The organism is Streptomyces sp. ISL-98 (assembly GCF_018614055.1).
In the GTDB taxonomy this organism is placed as follows: Bacteria; Actinomycetota; Actinomycetes; order Streptomycetales; family Streptomycetaceae; genus Streptomyces; species Streptomyces spiramyceticus.
Map to the genome: position 1 here is coordinate 249,053 of NZ_JAGGPB010000005.1, position 19,339 is coordinate 268,391.

Genomic DNA, 19,339 nt, shown 5'->3' on the forward strand with positions numbered 1-19,339 from the left:
ATCGTTCAGATCGGGCGGGATCTCGTCGTTGTGGGTGTGCTGCGGTCAGGTGATCTGCGCCTTGTCGTAGACGGCCTTCGCCTCGTCGCCGAAGTACGGGCCGAACATCCGGTTGGGCAGGAAGGTGTAACCGAAGCTGTTCACCGACGTCTGCAGGCCGGTGCCGGTGGTCTCGTTGAACGAGGCGAACCAGGGGCCGCCGCTGGAGCCGCCCGTCATGTTGCAGGCCAGGCTGTGGTCCTTGGAGAAGAGGAAGTCCTTCGAGGTGTTCCCGCTGCAGTAGATGAGCTTCGTGCCGTCGTACGGCGATGCGGCCGGGAAGCCGAAGGCGTACATCGGCTTGTTGTAGCCGCCGTTGAACTGCAGGCCCTGGGCGCCGACCGTCTCGGTCAGCTTCTTGCCGTTCAGCGGGGCGACGACGGCGGCGCCGACGTCGTAGTTGATGTCCTCGCTCGCCGCCCACTGGTCGGTGGCGAACGTCTTGGTGGCGCTCCACTGTCCGTACGGCGCCTGGCCGTTGTTGTACGCGGGGACGAAGACCCAGTTGGTGTGCCAGCTGCCCTGGTACTTGACGCAGTGCCCGGCTGTGATCACCGTGCTGGCGTTCTGGCTGGTGACCGCGTTGCCGGAGCAGGAGGCCGTACGGCCCTGGAAGCTGAAGAACACCCGGCCCGAGGTCTTCACCACGGCGCCGCCACCGGCCCAGGCGCCACCGGCCTGGGGAAACGCGGTGGGGGCGACGGTCGTCGGTGCGGCGCCGGGCTCGGGAGCTTTGACGGCTTTGACGGCTTTGCGGGATTTGAGGGCGCCGCGGGTGTCGGCGAGCAGGTCCAGCGGGGTGGCGCTGCGCATGCGTTCCGCGGTCCAGAAGCCCGGGGACTGCTGCTGCTTGAAGGATGTGGGGGCCGGTGCGGCGCCGGCGGCGGTGGCCGAGAGGGCTCCGGCCAGCAGGGTGCCGACGGCTAAGAGGATCCCGGCTGCGGTGCGGTGGCGTCCATGGCGTCTCACGCATGTCTCCTTCTGCCGTGCCCGCGCGTGGTGTCGCACGGGCAGGTGGGGGGAAGCTGGACGGTGCGGATCGGCGTACGCGTACGTCTACGTCAGGCAGAGTGCCACGGGATTGACTCTTTGTCAGGACCGGGTCAAGGCGAAGTGTGCGTCAGCGGCTTGGCGAAGCAGCGGCTGGTCTCGTACTCGCGGAAGTGGCCGAACTTCTCCGCAGGGGCGTAACCGGCCGACGCATAAAGGGCGATCGCCTCGGGCTGCTGGATACCGGTCTCCAGGACCATGCGTATCCGCCCGGCCGCACGGGCGTCCGCCTCCAGGACGGCGAGGATGCGGCGGGCCAGGCCCAGGCCGCGGCACTCGGAGATCACGTACATCCGCTTGAGCTCGGCGTCGCCGTCGGCGTAGCCCTCGCCGTTCTTGTCCCGGCTGCGCCAGCCGCCGGTGGCGACGGGGCGGCTCTGTTCGTCGTACGCGATGAGATACAGGCCACTCGGTGGTGCGAACATCGTGGGGTCGAGAGGCGTCGTGTCACCGTCGCCGTCGTAGCGCTCGATGTACTCCTGCTGTACTTCGGCTTCGAGTTTGAGGGCGTCCGGGTGGTCGTACGGGCGTGTCTGGATATTCATGCGTACAAGCGTACGGGTATGCAGTGTCGGCGGGAGTGCTTTTCCGGTCGGTATGGTGCCGGGATGCTCACTGTGACAACCGTGAATGTTAACGGGCTGCGTGCCGCCGCCAAGAAGGGCTTCGTGCCGTGGCTGGCCGGGACCTCCGTCGATGTCGTGTGCCTCCAGGAGGTACGGGCCGAGCCGCAGCAGCTCCCCGAGGAGGTGCGCGAGCCCGAGGGCTGGCATGTCGTGCACGCTCCGGCGGCCGCCAAGGGGCGTGCCGGCGTCTCGCTCTACACGCGCCGGGCGCCCGAGCGGGTGCAGGTCGGATTCGGCAGCTCGGAGTTCGACGGGAGCGGGCGTTACGTCGAGGCGGACCTGCCGGGAGTCACTGTCGCGAGTCTGTATCTGCCCTCCGGTGAGGTCGGTACGGAGCGGCAGGACGAGAAGGTGCGCTTCATGGGCGAGTTCCTGCCGTACCTGAAGGAGCTGAAGGAGCGCGCGGCGGCGGGCGGGCGCGAGGTGCTGGTGTGCGGCGACTGGAACATCGCCCACCAGGAGGCCGACCTCAAGAACTGGAAGGCGAACCGCAAGAGCTCCGGGTTCCTGCCCGAGGAGCGGGCGTGGCTTACGCGGGTGTTCGACGAGGCGGAGTACGTCGACGTGGTGCGCGCGCTGCATCCGGAGCAGGAGGGGCCGTACTCGTGGTGGTCGTACCGCGGGAAGGCCTTCGACAACGATTCGGGATGGCGCATCGACTACGCGGTGGCGACGCCTGGGCTGGCCGCTCGGGCGGTCAAGGCGTACGTCGAGCGGGCGGCCAGCTATGACCTGCGCTGGTCGGACCATGCGCCGGTGACGGCGGTATTTGAGCGGTAGCGGACAGGGCCCGGGGTCCCGGGGCCGGGCTAGGCGTCCTTTTCCGCTCTCATCAGGCGGTCCAGCGCCATCGACAGCTCGGCTTCGACGACGCTCTTCGCGAGCGGGCGCAGGCGCTCCAGGGATGCGGCGGGGGCTTCGGTCGCGTTGCCGGTCGCGTCGCGGGTCGCGCCGTTGGTCGCGTCGCCTGGCGCGTCCCCGCTCATGTGCGTGCGGACCATGTCCGTGAAGATCTCCGCCATCGCTGTTGTGTGCTTCCTGACCTCGCGGCCCGCCTTGAGCACGGCCGCGAGCGGGACGCCCTCTCGCACCAGTGCCGCCGAGACGTCCAGCAGGCGGCGGCTGATGTGGACGATCTCCTCGCCGTCCGTTGCCAGATAGCCGAGTTCGAGCGCCGCGGCGAAATTCTCCGGGGTGACCTCGCCCGCGAAGTAGTCGGCGAGGTCCTCGGGGGTGAGGCGGACCGGGGTCTCCTCGGTCCAGGTGGCCGCGACGTCGGCGGAGTCCTCGCCGAGGCCGAGGAGTTCGCCGACGTCGCGGCCGCTCTCGAAAGTGGTGGCGAGGTCCGCGATGCCGGTCAGGGTGTGGCCGCGCTCCAGCAGGGCGGCGATGGTGCGCAGCCGGGCGAGGTGGCGGGAGTCGTACCAGGCGATGCGGCCCTCGCGGCGCGGCGGCGGGAGCAGCTTGCGCTCACGGTAGAAGCGCAGGGTGCGTACGGTGATGCCGGCCGCCCTGGCCAGCTCCTCCGTGCGGTACTCGCGTGCCTCTGCGCCTTTGTCCACGTGGGAAGCCTATGTTGTACCGCCGGTAACTTGTGCGTCGTACCTCTACCCATGAGTACGCCGCTGCTCTACTCTCCCAATCGTGCCAGTGATTGCTGGCAGTGTCGCGGAAGCGCGGGAGGCGTCGGCATGGCCGAGCACGAGCACGTACGAGTGGCGGTGATCGGATCCGGATTCGGTGGCCTCGGGGCGGCCGTCCGGCTGCGCCGCGAGGGGATCACCGACTTCGTCGTCCTGGAGCGCGCCGATTCGGTCGGCGGCACCTGGCGGGACAACAGCTACCCGGGCTGTGCGTGCGACGTACCGTCCCACCTGTACTCCTTCTCCTTCGCGCCCAATCCGGACTGGCCCCGCACCTTCTCCGGCCAGGAGCACATCAGGGCGTACCTGGAGCACGTCACGGACACCTTCGGGCTGCGGCCGCACATCAGGCTCGACCACGAAGTGAAGATGATGCGCTGGGACGGCGACGAGCTGCGCTGGGAGATCGACACCGCGCAGGGGACGCTGACGGCCGATGTGGTGGTCTCCGCGACCGGTCCGCTCTCGGACCCGAAGATCCCCGCGGTACCGGGCCTCGACGGCTTCCCCGGCAAGGTCTTCCACTCGGCGCGGTGGGACCACGACTACGACCTGCGCGGCAAGCGCGTGGCGATGATCGGGACGGGCGCCTCGGCGATCCAGATCGTGCCTTCGATCCAGCCCGACGTGGAGAAGCTGACGCTCTTTCAGCGGACCCCGCCGTGGGTGATGCCGCGCATGGACCGGGCGATCACGGGGGCCGAGCGCTGGCTGCACCGGCAGCTTCCCTTCACGGGGAAGGCACGGCGCGGACTGCTCTTCGGGATACGGGAATTGCAGGTCACGGCGTTCACCAAGCACCCCGGTCAGCTGGGGATGATCGAGTCGCTCGCCAAGGCCAACATGGCCAAGGCGATCAAGGACCCGGCGCGGCGGGCCAAGCTGACGCCGTCGTACCGGATCGGCTGCAAGCGCATCCTGCTGTCCAGCTCGTACTACCCGGCGCTCGCCCAGCACAACGTGGACGTCGTGGCGTCCGGCCTGAAGGAGGTGCGCGGCTCGACTGTCGTGGCGGCCGACGGGACCGAGACCGAGGCCGACGCGATCATCTTCGGTACGGGCTTCCATGTCACCGACATGCCGATCGCCGAGCGGGTGGTGGGCGCCGACGGCATCACGCTCGCCGAGGCGTGGAAGGACGGGATGCAGTCGCTGCGCGGTGCGACGGCGGCGGGTTTCCCCAACTGGATGACGATCATCGGCCCCAACACGGGCCTCGGGAACAGCTCGATGATCCTGATGATCGAGTCCCAGCTGAACTACATGGCGGACTTCATGCGGCAGCTGAACGTCCTCGGCGGCAGGGCGGCGCTGGCCGCGCGGCCGTCGGCCGTCAACGCCTGGAACCGGCGCGTGCAGGAGCGTATGAAGCGGACCGTCTGGAACACGGGCGGCTGCGACAGCTGGTACCTGGATGCGAATGGGCGCAATACGACGGTGTGGCCGGGTACGCCGAGCGAGTTCCGGCGGGCGACGCGGGACGTGAATCTCGCCGAGTACGAGGTGATGCGGGTGGTGCGGGCCGGGGCAGAGGCGCGGGCCGAAGGGCGGGCCGAGGCCACGGAGAGCGTCGCAGCCAAGAAGACTGTCGCAGCCAAGGAGACCGTCGCATGAGCCGGTTGATGAAGCGCGGTGGCTGTGGCGCTGAGCCCCTCGTCGCCTCGCGCGAGCTGACCGCCGTGTCCGCCGACGGGTCGCGGCTGCATGTCGAGGTGTACGGCGCCGAAGACGCGCCCGCGCTGGTGCTGGCGCACGGATGGACGTGTTCCACGGAGTTCTGGGCGGCGCAGATCCGTGAACTGGCCGGTGATTACCGGCTCGTTGTGTACGACCAGCGGGGTCACGGGCGGTCTCCCGCCGTGGGGCGCGGCGGCTACAGCACGGACGCCCTCGCCGACGACCTCGAAGCGGTGCTCGCCGCGGCGCTCGATCCGGATGAGAAGGCCGTACTGGCCGGGCACTCCATGGGTGGCATGGCGATGATGGCCGCTGCCGGGCGGCGCGGGTTCCGCGAGCATGCGGCGGCTGTTCTGCTGTGCAGTACGGGGAGCTCGCGGTTGGTTGCGGAGTCGCTCGTACTGCCGATGCGCGCCGGGCGCGTTCGGACGCGAATTACCCGCGCGGTCCTGGGTGCGCGCGCCCCGCTGGGGCCGGTCACGCCCCTGTCGAAGAAGATTCTCAAGTACGCGACGATGGGCCCCGGTTCGCCGCCGGAGCGGGTGGCCGAGTGCGCTCGTATCGTGCACGCCTGCCCTCGGGCGGTGCGGGTGGCGTGGTCGCACGTGCTCGGGGAGCTCGATCTCGACGCGGGCGTACGGGAATTGACGGTGCCCACCGCTTTCATCGCGGGGACGGTCGACCGGCTCACGCCGCTTGCGGGCGCTCGCGCCGTTACGGCAGCGCTCCCGAATTCGCTGGGGCTCGTCGAGCTCACCGGCATCGGGCACATGACTCCGGTGGAGGCGCCGGAGGCCGTCACGGCGAAACTCCGCGAACTTGTCACCACGTACGTCGTCGGCGCGAGCAGTGCACTTGAGGAGGAGGCCGTATGAGCAGGCAGAGCCTGGAAGGGCAGGTCGCGGTCGTCACGGGCGCGGCCCGCGGCGTCGGAGAACTGCTGGCCCGCAAGCTGTCGGCGCGCGGGGCGAAGGTCGCGCTGGTCGGCCTGGAGCCGGACGCGCTGAAGCAGGTGGCGGCGCGGCTGCACGCGGAGGCGGACTGGTGGTACGCCGATGTCACCGACCACGCGGCGATGGCGCAGGTCGCGCGTGAGGTGAAGGAACGCTTCGGGAAGATCGACATCGTCGTCGCCAACGCGGGCGTCGCTTCGGGCGGCCCCTTCATGGACTCCGACCCCGACGCGTGGCGGCGGGTCATAGAGGTCAACCTGATCGGTGGGGCGGTGACGGCGCGGGCGTTCCTGCCGGTGCTCATGGAGAGCCGGGGTTACTTCCTCCAGATCGCGTCGCTGGCCGCGATCACGCCGGCGCCGATGATGACGGCGTACTGCGCGTCGAAGTCGGGCGTCGAGGCGTTCGCGCATTCGCTGCGGGCGGAGGTCGGCTACCGGGGGGTGCGGGTCGGGGTCGGGTATCTGTCGTGGACCGACACGGACATGGTGCGGGGCGCGGATCAGGACGACGTGATGCGGGAGTTGCGGCAGAGGCTGCCGTGGCCTTCGAACCGGACGTATCCGCTGGGCCCGGCGGTGGACCGGATCGTCGCCGGCATCGAGCGGCGGTCCTCCCACGTGTACGCGCAGTGGTGGCTGCGGGGGATGCAGTCGGTGCGCGGTTACTTGCCTTCGCTCATCGGGGCGGTGGGCCAGCGCGAGATGAAGCGCTTCGAGCCGCGGCTCGCGGGTGTGGGGAAGGGGCTTGTGGGGGCGGGGGGAGAGGCGGACGAGAAGGCGCGGGGGGAGCGGGCGTAGGGGGGCGCGGGCGCGGTGGCGCTGCCGCGGCGAGGTGTGCACCCGGAGTCGGGTGCGCCCCTCTTGCGCGGGCAGGGGGCGGGGTCTGGGCTGCGTCTGGCGGGGCGAGCTATTTTTCCTCCCCGCCCCTTCCCGGCTGTGACATTTTGCGGCTGCCGCCGCGTGGGGGGCGAGCCCCCTGCCCCCCGGGCTCGGCAACCGCGGCGCGGCGCCGGGAACTACTCACCGGCCTGCGGTCACTGGAGGTGTCCGGCCGTCCAGCCAGAGGTGTGCAGCTCGGCGGCTCCCCCTGAACGGGCGGCAGGGCAGCACCCGGCGCGCGCAGCCCCGGGAACTACCCAGCGGCCTGCGGTCGCCGACGGTGTTCGGCCGTCCACCGGAGGCGTTCGCCTTCCGCTCCCCTAATCGGGGTAGGCCGGGTGGGGCAGGGCCCGGCGCGCATCCGCCGGGCCGCATCCGCCGACGACGGTGTTAGTCCGTCCGCCGGAAGGCGTGTGGCTCCGAAGCTCCCCTGAACAGGCGGCGCCACTCGCCCCCGTTATGCCCCGTCCCTCGGCGGTAGTTTCGGGCGGGTCTTGTCCGGGACGTTCGTGTACGTGGGGGGCGTTGCCGCCGGGCGTTCTGCGAGCAGGCTCAGCGCCACCTCCACCGCGTCGGCCAGCTGCGCGTGGCGGCCCTCCGCCCAGTCGAGCGGCGTACGCAGGGCCTCGATGTCCGGGGGCACGCCGTGGTTCTCCACCGACCACCCGTACGCGTCGAACCACGCCGCATTCATCGGCACCGTGATCACCGTGCCGTCCCCCAGTGTGTGGCGGCCGGTCATGCCCACCACCCCGCCCCACGTCCGCTGGCCCACCACCGGGCCGAGTTTCAGGAGCTTGAACGCCGCCGTGATCATGTCGCCGTCGGACGACGTCGCCTCGTCGGCGAGGGCCACCACCGGCCCCCGGGGCGCGTTGGACGCGTACGACACCGGCTGGGCGTCCCGCGTCAGGTCCCAGCCGATGATGACGCGGGTGAGTTTCTCCACGACCAGCTCGCTGATGTGGCCGCCCGCGTTGCCGCGTACGTCGACGATCAGCGCCGGGAGCGAGACTTCCATCCGTACATCGCGGTTGAACTGGGCCCAGCCCGAGCCCCCCATGTCGGGGATGTGCAGATAGCCGCATTTGCCGTCGCTCAACTCCCGCACCACTTCACGGCGTTTGGCCACCCAGTCCTGGTAGCGGAGAGGCCGCTCGTCGATCAGCGGGACGATGGCGACCCGGCGGGGCGGGCCCTCGCCCTCCGCCGGCTGGAACGTCAGCTCGACCGTCGTGCCGCCGGCGGCGGAGAGGAGTGGGTACGGGCCTGCCACCGGGTCCACCGGCCGGCCGTCCACGTGGGTGAGGATCGCCCCGGGCCGGATCCCCGTACCGGCCAGCGGCGACCGCGCCTTGGAGTCGGACGAGTCGCCGAGGAGGATGCGGCGTACCAGCCACTTGCCCTCCCGGCACACGAAGTTGGCGCCCAGCAGGCCCATCGCCCGCTGGTAGTGCGGTGGGCCCTCGTTGCGGCGCGCGGGGGCGACGTACGCGTGCGAGGTGCCCAGCTCGCCCAGGACTTCGCGGAGCAGGTCCGCGAACTCGTCCGGGGTGGCGACCCGTTCGACCAGCGGACGGTACTGGTCCAGCACCGCCTCCCAGTCGATGCCGCACATCTGCGGCTCCCAGAAGTACGCCCGGATGATGCGGCCAGCCTCGGCGTACGCCTGCCGCCACTCCGCCTCCGGGTCCACGGTGTGCAGGATGCGGCGCAGGTCCAGGAAGACCGTCGTGTCGCTGTCGCCGGTCTCGGTGGCGGGGACGGCGCGCAGGTCGCCCTCGTCCATCACCACCAGGCGCGAGCCGTCGCCGCTCACCGCGAACCAGTCCAGGTGGTCCACGAGTTCGGTCTTGCGGGCCTTGGTGAGGTTGAAGTGCTCCAGGGTGGGGCGGCCGGACATGTCGGCCGGGTTGGCGAAGGTCTCACCGAGCGCGCCCGAGATCGGCCAGCGCAGCCACACCAGGCCGCCGCCCGTGACCGCGCGCAGGGCGGAGTACTTCGACGCGGCCACCGGGAACGGCGTCACCCGGTTGGGGAGGCCCTCGACCTCCACCGTGACCGTGCCGTCGCCCTCACCCGCCTCTTCGGCCTCCACCGGGTCGAGGCCGCCCGCCGCCGGGCGGCCGTCCGGCAGCAGCGCGAAGGGGGACGGGGTCGCGGAGGACAGCGGCACCAGGTACGGGCGGCAGCCCAGCGGGAAGGACAGGTCGCCGGTGTGCACGTCGTACACCGGGTCGAAGCCGCGCCAGGAGAGGAAGGCGAGGTAGCGGCCGTCGCTCGTGAAGACCGGGTTCTCGTCCTCGAAGCGGCCGTTGGTGACGTCGATGATGTGGCGGTCCTTGATCCTGGCCAGCTTGATCTGGCGCAGGGACCGGCCGACGCCGGGGTGGGACCAGGTCAGCCATGCCCCGTCGGGGGAGAACGCGAGGTCGCGCACGGGGCCGTTGGCGGAGTGGGCCAGTTCGGTGACCTCGCCGTTCGACTCCTCGGTCACGTCGACGAGGAGGAGCCTGCCGTCGTGCGCGGCGATCGCGATGCGCTCGCCTTCGGGGTCCGAGGTGAATTCCTGTACGCGCCCGAGCTTGCCCGATGCGAGGCGGCGCGGCTCGCGTGCGCCGCTCGCGCGCGGCAGGTACGCGATCTCGATGGCGTCCTCGCCCTCCGCGTCCGTGACGTACGCGACCTGCATGCCGGTGCCGAGCATTTCGGGGAGGCGGGCCCGTACGCCCGGGGTGTCCGTGATGGTGCGGGCCGGGCCGTCGCGGTGTGTGAGCCAGTACAGGCTGCCGCGTACGACCACCGCGCTCGCGCGGCCCGTCGGGTCGACGGACAGTCCGTCGACGTGGTTGGCGGCCGGGACCTGGTAGTGGCGGCGGCCGGCGCGGGGGCCGCCGAGACGGATGTCCAGCCTGCGCGGTACGGCGCCGGGGGAGAGGTCGTCGACCAGCCACACGTCGCCCGCGCACTGGTAGACGACGCGGGTGCCGTCGCTGGACGCGTGCCGTGCGTAGAAGGCGTCGTGGTCGGTGTGGCGGCGGAGGTCGGTGCCGTCGTACTGGCAGGAGTAGAGGTTTCCGGTGCCTTCGTGATCGGAGAGGAAGGCGATACGTCCGCCCACGAACATCGGGCAGTCCAGGTGCCCGCCGATGTCCGGAAGCAGACGCTTGCCGTGCAGCCAGAGCCGCCCGGTGGCGCCGCCCCGGTAGCGCTTCCACGCGGCGGGCTCGTGCGGCGGCTTGCCGGTGAGCAGGAGCGTGCGGCGCTCGCCGTCGATGTCCGCGACGGCGATGTCGGAGACCGGGCCCCAGGGCAGTTGGGCGCCGGGGCTGCCGTCGGTGGCCAGGCTGTACGCCCAGGAGTAGTGCGAGAACGGCTGGCCGTGCGAGGCGACGGCGAGGATGTGCGGCTCGCTGTCGCTCGCTTCGGGCGTCCACCCGCAGACGCGGGTGTCGAGCGAGCCCCAGTGGCTGAGCCTGCGGGCGGGCTGCCCGCCGTCGACCGGGGTGAGGTGAACCTCGGGGTCGAGGCTGCGCCATGTGGTGAACGCGATGTGCCGGCCGTCGGGGGAGAAGCGGGGGTGGCTGACCCTGGTCCGGTCCACGGTGAGCCGCCAGGCCCGGTCGGGCTGCTGACCGGCGGCGACGATCGGTGCCAGCCAGAGGTCGTCCTCGGCGGCGAAGCAGAGGAGGTCGCCGTGGAGGTGGGGGAAGCGGAGGTAGGAGCGGGGCAGGGCGGTTTGCGGGGCCGGGGCGTAGCGCTCGTGCCGCGCGGCCGGGGCAGGCGCGGAGGCGGTCTTCTCGTGCGGGCCGACGGCCCCGGGTGCGTCGCTCACCCCCCAATGCTTTCCGCAGCGCGGGGGCGCGGCAACTTGTGGCGCAGAACACCATCGAAACGGTTTCGTTTCGGTGAAGGGGCGTCGTAAGGTCGTGGTGTACGAAACCGTTTCGTTCTTGTGAGGAGGAGAGCATGGCCCGCACACGACTCACGCCCGAGCGCGAGAGCGAGCTGTACGAAGCCGTGCTCGACCTGCTCCGCGAGGTGGGTTACGACGGCCTCACCATGGACGCCGTGTCCACCCGCACCCGGTCCAGCAAGGCCACCCTCTACCGCCAGTGGGGGAGCAAGCCGGAGCTGGTCGCCAGGGCACTGCGCCACAACAAGCCGGTCAGCGTTGCCGATATCGACACCGGCACGCTGCGCGGCGACTTCCACGCCCTGGTGGAGCGGACCGACGACTGTCAGCTGGAGAGGGACTCCGCGCTGATGCGTGGTCTCGCCCAGGCCGTTCACGGAAACCCCGATCTCCATGAGGCGCTGCGGGAGCTGCTGATCGCGCCCGAGCTCACCGGGCTCGACGTCATGCTGCGGCGTGCCGTGGACCGGGCTGAGATTCCCGCTTCGACGCCCGCCCTGCGGTACGTCCCGCACATGCTGGTCGGCGCCTTCGTCGCCCAGCAGCTGATCGAGGACCGGTCGCCCGACCGTGCCTTTCTCGCCGACTATCTCGACGCCGTGGTCCTGCCGGCTTTGGGTGCCTGACTTTGCCGGGTGCCTGATCCCCATCGGTGGTTCTCCCCGCCACCGGCGTCCGTAACTCTCCCCACGCTCCACCTGACGCGCACCGCTCTCGTCGTCGGGCTGATTTTCCACGCCCTGTTCGTATCCAACGACCTGACCGGGAGTACGCCCTCGTGGCCACGTTCCTCTACAAAATGGGCCGGTTCGCCTTCCGCCGCCGTGCCTTCGTCGCCCTCGCCTGGGTGGTGCTGCTGGCGCTCGCCGGTTTCGGCGCCGCCTCCGCGTCCACCGCGACCTCGAGTTCCTTCTCCATACCGGGTACGGAGGCCCAGAAGGCCTTCGACCTGCTCGAAGAACGCTTCCCCGGCGGCAGCGCGGACGGCGCCACCGCCCGGGTGGTCTTCAAGGCCCCCGACGGCCAGAAGATGACCGACGCCGCGCACAAGGCCGAGGTCAAGAAGGTTGTCGCCGAGCTCGGCGACTCGTCCGACCAGGTTGCCTCGGTCGTCGATCCGTACCGGGGCAAGGCCGTCAGCCGCGACGGCAGCACGGCGTACACCCAGGTGACGTACAAGGTCAGCGGCATGGAGCTGACCGAGGAGACCCGCGAGGCTCTCACCGAGGCCGGTGACGAGGCGCGGGACGCCGGGCTCACCGTCGAGATCGGCGGTGACGCGCTGCAGGCCGTGCCCGAGACCGGGTCCAGCGAGATCGTGGGCGTTGTCGTTGCCGCGATCGTGCTGGTGATCACCTTCGGGTCGCTGATCGCCGCGGGACTTCCGCTGCTCACCGCGATCATCGGCGTCGGTATCGGTGTGTCCACCATTGCCGCGCTCGCCAATGTGCTGGACCTGGGGTCCACGACCTCGACGCTGGCGATGATGATCGGGCTCGCGGTCGGCATCGACTACGCGCTCTTCATCGTCTCCCGCTACCGCGCCGAACTCGCCGAGGGCCGCGAGCGCGAGGACGCGGCGGGGCGCGCGGTCGGCACGGCCGGGTCGGCGGTGGTCTTCGCCGGTCTGACGGTCGTGATCGCGCTCGTCGGGCTTGCTGTGGTGAACATCCCGATGCTCAGCAAGATGGGCTTCGCCGCCGCCGGAACCGTCGTCATCGCCGTCCTCATCGCGCTCACCCTCGTCCCGGCACTGCTCGGTTTCGCGGGCGCGAAGGTCGTCGGCCGCAAGGCGCGCAAGCGGATGGAGAGTGCGTCCCAGGACGCGGACGCGAAGCCCAACATGGGTACCCGGTGGGCCCGCTTCGTGCTGCGCCGTCCCGTCGCCGTGCTGCTCGCCGGTGTGGTCGGGCTCGGCATCATCGCCGTACCGGCAGGATCGCTGGAGATGGGCCTGCCCGACGACGGCTCGCAGCCGGTCAGCACCACTCAGCGCAAGGCGTACGACCTGCTCTCCGACGGGTTCGGCCCCGGCTTCAACGGGCCGCTGATGGTCGTCGTGGACGGGGACAAGGCCGCCGCCGATGCAACCGTCAAGCAGGTCCAGGGCATGGACGGTGTCGCGGCCGTCACCCCGCCGACCCCCAACAAGGCCGGCGACACCGCGGTGATCACGGTCGTGCCCAAGGACCGGCCGTCCTCGGCCGGGACCGAGGACCTCGTCCACTCCATCCGGGACTCCAGCGGTGACAACGTGCTGGTCACCGGCGCCACCGCCATGAACATCGACTTCTCGCAGAAGATGAACGACGCGCTGCTGCCCTACCTCGCGCTCGTCGTCGGCCTCGCCTTCCTGCTGCTGATGGTCGTCTTCCGGTCGGTGCTGGTTCCGCTCAAGGCGGCGCTCGGCTTCCTGCTGTCCGTGGTCGCCGCGCTCGGCGCGGTCGTCGCGGTCTTCCAGTGGGGCTGGCTCGCGGACGTCTTCGGTGTCGAGCAGACCGGCCCGGTGATGTCGATGATGCCGATCTTCATGGTGGGTGTGGTCTTCGGTCTCGCCATGGATTACGAGGTGTTCCTGGTCACGCGCATGCGTGAGGCGTACGTCCACGGGGAGCGTCCGGGCCAGGCGATCGTCACCGGGTTCAAGCACGGTGCGCGGGTCGTGGTCGCCGCCGCCATCATCATGATCGCCGTCTTCGGCGGCTTCATCGGGTCGAGCGAGTCGATGATCAAGATGATCGGCTTCGGGCTCGCGATCGCCGTCTTCTTCGATGCGTTCGTGGTGCGCATGGCCATCGTGCCCGCGGTTCTCGCGCTGCTCGGCAAGTCCGCCTGGTGGCTGCCGCGCTGGCTGGACAAGGCGCTGCCCAATGTGGACGTGGAGGGCGAGCAGCTGCGTAAGGAGCTGGGTGACGGGGACGGCCGCGGTGACGGCGACGCCTCGTCGGAGGGGGAGCGGGAGCTGGTGCGTGCGTAAGCGTCGCTGACTCCGGTGAAGAGGTGGGGTCCCCCGGTCATTCTCGGCCGGGGGACCCCACCTCTTTTTCTTCGTTCAGTGCGTGGGTGTGGTCTCGCTCTCGTGCGTGTGGTGGAGGAAGCGGAGCAGCGCCGCACTGTCGAACTGCATCACTGCCACGCCCTGTGGCGAGTGCAGTTCCAGCACCGCCTGCACCCGGCCGCACGGCCACACCCTGACATCGCCGCTCTCGGTCGCTGCGGGACGGCTCAGGCCCTTCTCCAGGAGGCTGCGCGCGAAGACCCACTCGGTCTCGTTGCTGCTGGGGGAGACGTCCGGCGGGATGACGAGGCGTACGGCGAGTGGGTCCACCGACGGGTCGTAACGGAGGGCCACGGGGACGGAGCGGTTCTGCGGGGCGTCCGTGATGAGGTGGGCCCGTGCACGGTCCTCGATTGCGAGCTGCATGGCCGCCTCCTGAAAATCGAGCCTTTTGTCCTCTAATGTCCCATATTTTGGGGCGCGCGCACCGCTCTATTTGTGACCCGTGCGCTCTTGCGAGCTATTTGCAGGTGGGCCCTATCATCGAACGGTTAACCAACCCGCAGGAAGCGGAGCCCCACCATGCATGTCCCCGACGGATTCATCAACACACCTGTCTCGGCTGTGGCAGGTGTCGCAGCGGTGGGCGCCGTCGCCGTCAGCCTGCGCGGTGCGCGCCGCGAACTCGACGAGCTGACCGCTCCACTGGCCGGGCTCGTCGCCGCGTTCATTTTTGCCGTACAGATGCTCAACTTCCCCGTTGCGGCCGGTACAAGCGGGCATCTGCTGGGCGGAGCCCTCGCCGCGATCCTCGTGGGGCCCTTCACCGGCGTCCTCTGTATCTCCGTCGTGCTGCTGATGCAGGGCATCCTCTTCGCGGACGGCGGGCTCACCGCGCTCGGCGTGAACATCACCGTCATGGGCGTCGTCACGGTCGTCGTCGCGTACGCGCTCTTCCGCGGCCTGGTCAAGATCCTTCCGCGCAGCCGCCGCTCGGTCACCGCGTCGGCCTTCGTCGCCGCGCTGGTGTCCGTGCCCGCCGCTGCCGCCGCCTTCACGCTGATCTACGCCGTGGGCGGTACGACCGACGTACCGCTCGGCAAGGTCCTGACCGCGATGGTCGGCGTACACGTCCTCATCGGCATCGGCGAAGCCGCGATCACCGCGCTGACCGTGGGCGCCGTCATCGCCGTACGCCCCGACCTGGTGCACGGCGCGCGCGGGCTCTCGGCGCCCCTCAAGCTGCGTGTCGGCGGCGAGCTGGTGGACGCGGCGCCCGCCCAGGCTCCGGCCGCTGCGCCGGTCGCCGCGCGCTCGACCCGCCGGGTGTGGGGCGCGGGCCTGGTCACCGCCCTTGTCCTCGCCGGGTTCGTGTCCTTCTACGCCTCCGCGAGCCCCGACGGCCTGGAGAAGGTCGCCGCCGACCAGGGAATCGACCGGAAGGTCGAGGAGCACGCCGCCGCGGACTCCCCGCTCGCCGACTACGGCATCGAGGACATCAGCAACGGCCGCATCTCCGGCGGCCTCGCGGGCGTGATCGGCGTCGGCGCGACCGTCGTCGTCGGCAGCGGCGTCTTCTGGACGCTGCGGCGCCGGCGCGACAGCGAGCGGCAGCAGGCCGACGTACGCGCACAGGAAACGGTCTGAGATGGGCGCGGGCCACGCCCACAAGCTCTACCGGCACGGACACAGCCCCGTCCACGCCCTGCCTCCGCACTGCAAGCTCGCCGCGGTCTTCTGCTTCGTGCTGGTCGTCGTGTCCACGCCGCGCGAGGCGATGTGGGCTTTCGGGCTCTACGCCGTGCTGCTGGGCGTGGTCGCGTACGCGGCCCGCGTCCCCGCCGGGTATCTGCTCAAGCGGCTGCTCATCGAAGTGCCCTTCGTCGCCTTCGCCGTGCTGATGCCGTTCGTGGCGCAGGGCGAGCGGGTGGAGGTGCTCGGCATGTCGCTGAGCGTCTCGGGCCTGTGGGGTGCGTGGAACGTCCTCGCCAAGGGAACGCTCGGCGTCGCCGCTTCCGTCCTGCTCGCCTCCACCACTGAACTGCGCTCTCTGCTGCTCGGGCTGCAGCGGCTGAAGTTGCCGCCGATGCTCGTGCAGATCGCGTCGTTCATGATCCGTTACGGCGATGTGATTACGGATGAGATGCGCCGTATGTCCATCGCGCGGCGCTCGCGCGGGTTCGAGGCGCGGGGCGTGCGGCACTGGGGTGTGCTGGGCAAGACCGCGGGTGCGCTCTTCATCCGCTCGTACGAGAGAGGTGAGCGCGTGCATCTGGCGATGGTCAGCAGGGGGTACACCGGAACCATGCCGGTGATCGACGAGGTGACGGCGTCGCGGGTGCAGTGGGCGCGGGCGGCCGCGCTGCCGGTTTCGGCGCTCGGGGTCTGTCTGCTGGGATGGACGCTATGACGACTGGGACGGACGCCATGACGACCACGCCTGCCATGCCCGCGATGTCTCTTGAGGTCAGCGGCCTCGCCTACGCCTATCCCGACGGCCACCAGGCCCTCTTCGGCGTCGATCTGGCCGTCGGGCGCGGCGAGCGGGTCGCGCTGCTCGGGCCGAACGGTGCGGGCAAGACCACGCTCGTGCTGCACCTCAACGGCATCCTCACCGCGGGCGCCGGGACGGTGGCGGTGGCCGGGCTGCCCGTCGGCAAGCAGCACCTCGCGGAGATTCGCCGCCGGGTCGGCATCGTCTTCCAGGACCCCGACGACCAGCTCTTCATGCCGACCGTACGCGAGGACGTGGCGTTCGGGCCGGCCGCGGCGGGGATGCGGGGCGCGGAGCTGGAGGAGCGGGTACGTACCGCGCTGACCCGGGTCGGCATGGCGGAGTACGCGGACCGCCCGCCGCACCACCTGTCCTTCGGGCAGAGGCGCCGGGTCGCCGTCGCCACCGTTCTGGCCATGGAGCCGGAAATCCTGGTCCTGGACGAGCCCTCGTCCAACCTGGACCCGGCTTCGCGGCGCGAACTGGCCGACATTCTGCGGTCGTTGGACGTCACGGTGCTCATGGTGACGCACGACCTTCCGTACGCCCTGGAGCTGTGCCCCAGGTCGGTGATCCTGAGCGAGGGCGTGATCGTCGCGGACGGGAGCACGCAGGAGCTGCTCTCCGACGAGGCGGTGATGCGGGCACACCGCCTGGAACTCCCGTTCGGCTTCGACCCGGGTTCGGTACGGGTGGACGCGTAGCCGGGGCTCCACCGTTCGGGAAGGGGGGTGGGGAAATGACCCCCCGCCACCCCGCCGTCCAGCGGCATTGCACCATGGGGGGCATGAGCGGGAGCCCAGCGGTAGAGGTGCAAGGAACGGTCGCGGCCGGATTCGAAGCGGTCAAGGACGCCTTCGTACGCAACTTCGAACAGCGCGGCGAGCGCGGCGCCGCCGTCGCCGTGTACCGGCACGGCCGCAAGGTCGCCGACCTGTGGGCCGGTACGCGCGACGTCGACGGCGCCGTGCCGTGGGCCGTCGACACTGCCCAGGTCGTGCGGTCCGCGACCAAGGGCGTCGCCGCCGCCGTGCCGCTGCTCCTGCACCAGCGCGGGCAGATCGACCTGGACGCGCCCGTTGCCACGTACTGGCCGGAGTTCAAGGCGCACGGCAAGGAGCGGGTACTCGTACGGCATCTCCTTTCGCATCGCGCGGGCGTGCCCGTGCTCGACCGGCCGCTGACCCCCGCCGAGGCGATCGACGGGATCTCCGGGCCGCTCGCCGTCGCCGACCAGGCGCCCGCGTGGGAGCCCGGCACCGACCACGGCTACCACGCGCAGACGTACAGCTGGCTGGTCGGCGAGCTCGTGAAGCGGGTGACGGGGCGGACCGTCGGGCGGTGGATCGCCGAGGAGATCGCTCGGCCGCTGGGGCTGGATTTCTGGGTCGGGCTCCCGGCCGACGAGGCGCACCGGGTGGGCCGCGTCGGTCCCGTGGAGGCACCGCCGCTCGACGGCGGTGCGCTGCGGGTGCGGCCCAAGCGGAGTGTGAGCGAGGCGTACCGGGATCCGGCGTCGCTGACCCGGCGCGCGTTCGGTGCGATCGATCCGCTCGCTGACGAGAACGACCCGGCGTACCGCGCCGCCGAGCTCCCCGCGTCCGCCGGGATATCCACCGCGCGGGCGCTGGCGCGCTGCTACGCGGCGATGATCGGGCCGGTCGACGGGCACCGGCTGTTCGCCCCGGCGACGCTCACGCTCGCGCGGACGGAGGAGTCGGCGGGGCCGGACCGCGTGCTGGTCGTCAACACCCGCTTCGGGCTGGGCTTCATGCTGCACGGCTCCGGTGCGCCGCTGCTGGCACCGGGGTCGTTCGGGCACCCGGGCCGGGGCGGCTCGCTCGGCTTCGCCGACCCGGAGTCGGGAATCGCCTTCGGGTACGTGACCAATGGCCTCCAGAAGGGGGTCACCGCCGACCCGCGCGCCCAGGCCCTGGTCAGGGCGGTGCGGTCCGCGACCGCGTAAGGCGGGGCTTCGGGTCGCTGCTGGACGCGGTGGCCCAGGGCGTGGTGCGGTGCCTTCGGGGTCGGTGCCGCGCCGGGACGTCTCCTCGGGCGCCGAACGGGCGGGGGGTCGGCTCGTGCGGCAGTGCTGTGTTCGACGCCCTGCGGGGAGCGCCCCGGCACGTCCCCTCACGCATCGCGTCAACTCGTGCGCAGCATCAGACCGATGCCCACCACCATCAGGCTCGCGGCCGCGATTCTCGGGGCGCCGAAGCGTTCCTCGAAGAACAGCGCACCTATCGCCGCCCCCACGATGATCGACGACTCCCGCAGCGCGGCGATCGGCGCCAGTGGCGCGCGGGTCTGGGCCCACAGCACCAGGGCGTACGCCGAGATCGAGAGGACCGCTCCGAGCGCGCCCCTGGCGGCCAGAGGGCGCATCTGGGTGAGGAGTTCGGTGCGGCGGCGGTGGAAGGTGTACGCCGGGATGGCCAGGCCCTGCATGATCATCAGCCATGCGATGTAGCCGAGCGGGGTGCCCGACGCGCGTACACCCACACCGTCCACGACCGTGTACGCCGCGATCGCCAGGCCGGTCGCGAGTGCCGCCAGCAGGGCCGGGTACTGCGGGCGGGAGCCTCTGATGCCCCAGAGCGCGACTCCGACGAGGCCGGCGCACGCCACCGCGACGCCCGCCGTCTGCCAGCCGTCCGGGCGCTCGCCCACGAAGACCGCGGCCAGCACGGTCACCACCAGCGGCGCCGTACCGCGCGCGATCGGGTACATCTGGCCGAAGTCGCCCAGCGTGAACGACCGCATGAGCAGCGCCATGTACCCGACGTGGACGATGGCCGAGGCGATCAGGTAGGGCCAGGCGGCCGGCGCCGGGAGGGGCACGAACGGCGCGACGGCCAGGCCGAGCAGGGCTCCGCCGCCGGAGATGAGCGTGAAGGAGAGCAGCTGGTCTTTTATGTGGTGCGCGATTGCATTCCAACTGGCATGCGTGATCGCGGCGATGAGGACAGCCGCGGCGACTGTCGGGGTCACGCCCTGTGCTCGCGTATGCCTTCGGGAGTGGTCATGGCCCGCACGCTAGCGGTAGCTGTACGGGCCATGCG

16 protein-coding genes are annotated in these 19,339 nt (G+C 70.8%); 10 read left to right on the forward strand and 6 right to left on the reverse strand.

Going from position 1 to position 19,339, the window contains the following annotated elements; all coding sequences use genetic code 11:
- Positions 1–45: 45 nt before the first annotated feature.
- Both J7I98_RS06355 and J7I98_RS06360 read right to left on the reverse strand, forming a co-directional pair.
- Positions 46–1,008, reverse strand: a complete 963-nt coding sequence (locus J7I98_RS06355) for a serine protease (RefSeq protein WP_214919573.1) — start codon at positions 1,006–1,008, stop codon at positions 46–48.
- 134 nt (positions 1,009–1,142) lie between these two features.
- Positions 1,143–1,634, reverse strand: coding sequence for a GNAT family N-acetyltransferase (locus tag J7I98_RS06360; RefSeq protein ID WP_214919574.1), 492 nt, complete (start codon positions 1,632–1,634; stop codon positions 1,143–1,145).
- Positions 1,635–1,697: 63 nt separating this feature from the next.
- Between J7I98_RS06360 and J7I98_RS06365 the strand changes: the two genes are divergently transcribed.
- Positions 1,698–2,495 (forward strand): exodeoxyribonuclease III, encoded by a 798-nt coding sequence (locus J7I98_RS06365; RefSeq protein ID WP_214919575.1) that lies wholly within the window; start codon positions 1,698–1,700, stop codon positions 2,493–2,495.
- 29 nt (positions 2,496–2,524) lie between these two features.
- Here the strand turns inward: J7I98_RS06365 and J7I98_RS06370 are convergent, their stop codons facing one another.
- Positions 2,525–3,277 (reverse strand): MerR family transcriptional regulator, encoded by a 753-nt coding sequence (locus tag J7I98_RS06370; RefSeq protein ID WP_214919576.1) that lies wholly within the window; start codon positions 3,275–3,277, stop codon positions 2,525–2,527.
- A 129-nt stretch (positions 3,278–3,406) separates the two neighbouring features.
- Here J7I98_RS06370 and J7I98_RS06375 point away from each other — a divergent pair, with 129 nt between their 5' ends.
- From J7I98_RS06375 to J7I98_RS06385, 3 genes are read left to right on the forward strand one after another with little or no spacing between them, the layout of a single operon-like run.
- Positions 3,407–4,972: an NAD(P)/FAD-dependent oxidoreductase gene (locus tag J7I98_RS06375; RefSeq protein WP_214919577.1), complete on the forward strand. Its 1,566-nt coding sequence runs from the start codon at positions 3,407–3,409 to the stop codon at positions 4,970–4,972.
- Positions 4,969–5,910 carry an alpha/beta fold hydrolase gene (locus tag J7I98_RS06380; RefSeq protein WP_214919578.1) on the forward strand — a complete coding sequence of 314 codons (942 nt, stop codon included), beginning with the start codon at positions 4,969–4,971 and terminating at the stop codon, positions 5,908–5,910. Before J7I98_RS06375 ends, J7I98_RS06380 begins: the two co-directional genes overlap by 4 nt.
- Positions 5,907–6,788: an SDR family oxidoreductase gene (locus J7I98_RS06385; protein WP_214919579.1), complete on the forward strand. Its 882-nt coding sequence runs from the start codon at positions 5,907–5,909 to the stop codon at positions 6,786–6,788. Before J7I98_RS06380 ends, J7I98_RS06385 begins: the two co-directional genes overlap by 4 nt.
- Positions 6,789–7,326: 538 nt before the next feature.
- On the opposite strand, the gene J7I98_RS06390 is transcribed toward J7I98_RS06385, so the two are convergent.
- The gene (locus J7I98_RS06390) at positions 7,327–10,602 is read right to left on the reverse strand and encodes a S41 family peptidase (protein ID WP_214919692.1); all 3,276 of its coding nucleotides are present in this window, start codon (positions 10,600–10,602) and stop codon (positions 7,327–7,329) included.
- 236 nt (positions 10,603–10,838) lie between these two features.
- Between J7I98_RS06390 and J7I98_RS06395 the strand changes: the two genes are divergently transcribed.
- On the forward strand, positions 10,839–11,411 hold the full coding sequence (locus tag J7I98_RS06395) for a TetR/AcrR family transcriptional regulator (protein WP_214919580.1): 573 nt from the start codon (positions 10,839–10,841) through the stop codon (positions 11,409–11,411).
- A 152-nt stretch (positions 11,412–11,563) separates the two neighbouring features.
- A complete protein-coding gene (locus tag J7I98_RS06400) occupies positions 11,564–13,762 on the forward strand; it encodes an MMPL family transporter (RefSeq protein ID WP_214919581.1) in 2,199 nt (732 codons plus the stop codon).
- Positions 13,763–13,837: 75 nt separating this feature from the next.
- Here the strand turns inward: J7I98_RS06400 and J7I98_RS06405 are convergent, their stop codons facing one another.
- On the reverse strand, positions 13,838–14,209 hold the full coding sequence (locus J7I98_RS06405) for an SsgA family sporulation/cell division regulator (protein ID WP_214919582.1): 372 nt from the start codon (positions 14,207–14,209) through the stop codon (positions 13,838–13,840).
- Positions 14,210–14,365: 156 nt separating this feature from the next.
- Here J7I98_RS06405 and J7I98_RS06410 point away from each other — a divergent pair, with 156 nt between their 5' ends.
- From J7I98_RS06410 to J7I98_RS06425, 4 genes are all read left to right on the forward strand, one after another.
- The gene (locus tag J7I98_RS06410) at positions 14,366–15,430 is read left to right on the forward strand and encodes an energy-coupling factor ABC transporter permease (protein WP_214919583.1); all 1,065 of its coding nucleotides are present in this window, start codon (positions 14,366–14,368) and stop codon (positions 15,428–15,430) included.
- 1 nt (position 15,431) lies between these two features.
- Complete coding sequence (gene cbiQ / locus J7I98_RS06415) at positions 15,432–16,193, forward strand: cobalt ECF transporter T component CbiQ (RefSeq protein ID WP_214919584.1); 762 nt, start codon at positions 15,432–15,434, stop codon at positions 16,191–16,193.
- A 17-nt stretch (positions 16,194–16,210) separates the two neighbouring features.
- Positions 16,211–16,981 (forward strand): energy-coupling factor ABC transporter ATP-binding protein, encoded by a 771-nt coding sequence (locus J7I98_RS06420; protein ID WP_214919585.1) that lies wholly within the window; start codon positions 16,211–16,213, stop codon positions 16,979–16,981.
- Positions 16,982–17,064: 83 nt separating this feature from the next.
- A complete protein-coding gene (locus J7I98_RS06425; RefSeq protein WP_214919586.1) occupies positions 17,065–18,243 on the forward strand; it encodes a serine hydrolase in 1,179 nt (392 codons plus the stop codon).
- A gap of 179 nt (positions 18,244–18,422) precedes the next feature.
- On the opposite strand, the gene J7I98_RS06430 is transcribed toward J7I98_RS06425, so the two are convergent.
- A complete protein-coding gene (locus J7I98_RS06430; protein WP_214919587.1) occupies positions 18,423–19,268 on the reverse strand; it encodes a DMT family transporter in 846 nt (281 codons plus the stop codon).
- Positions 19,269–19,339: the final 71 nt, after the last annotated feature.

Bases quoted from the DNA above. Each gene is read 5' to 3' on its own strand.
- J7I98_RS06360 (WP_214919574.1), bottom strand. From the start codon at position 1,634: ATGAATATCCAGACACGCCCGTACGACCACCCGGACGCCCTCAAACTC.
- J7I98_RS06365 (WP_214919575.1), top strand. From the start codon at position 1,698: ATGCTCACTGTGACAACCGTGAATGTTAACGGGCTGCGTGCCGCCGCC.
- J7I98_RS06375 (WP_214919577.1), top strand. From the start codon at position 3,407: ATGGCCGAGCACGAGCACGTACGAGTGGCGGTGATCGGATCCGGATTC.
- J7I98_RS06380 (WP_214919578.1), top strand. From the start codon at position 4,969: ATGAGCCGGTTGATGAAGCGCGGTGGCTGTGGCGCTGAGCCCCTCGTC.
- J7I98_RS06385 (WP_214919579.1), top strand. From the start codon at position 5,907: ATGAGCAGGCAGAGCCTGGAAGGGCAGGTCGCGGTCGTCACGGGCGCG.
- J7I98_RS06395 (WP_214919580.1), top strand. From the start codon at position 10,839: ATGGCCCGCACACGACTCACGCCCGAGCGCGAGAGCGAGCTGTACGAA.
- J7I98_RS06405 (WP_214919582.1), bottom strand. From the start codon at position 14,209: ATGCAGCTCGCAATCGAGGACCGTGCACGGGCCCACCTCATCACGGAC.
- J7I98_RS06410 (WP_214919583.1), top strand. From the start codon at position 14,366: ATGCATGTCCCCGACGGATTCATCAACACACCTGTCTCGGCTGTGGCA.
- cbiQ (WP_214919584.1), top strand. From the start codon at position 15,432: ATGGGCGCGGGCCACGCCCACAAGCTCTACCGGCACGGACACAGCCCC.
- J7I98_RS06420 (WP_214919585.1), top strand. From the start codon at position 16,211: ATGACGACCACGCCTGCCATGCCCGCGATGTCTCTTGAGGTCAGCGGC.
- J7I98_RS06425 (WP_214919586.1), top strand. From the start codon at position 17,065: ATGAGCGGGAGCCCAGCGGTAGAGGTGCAAGGAACGGTCGCGGCCGGA.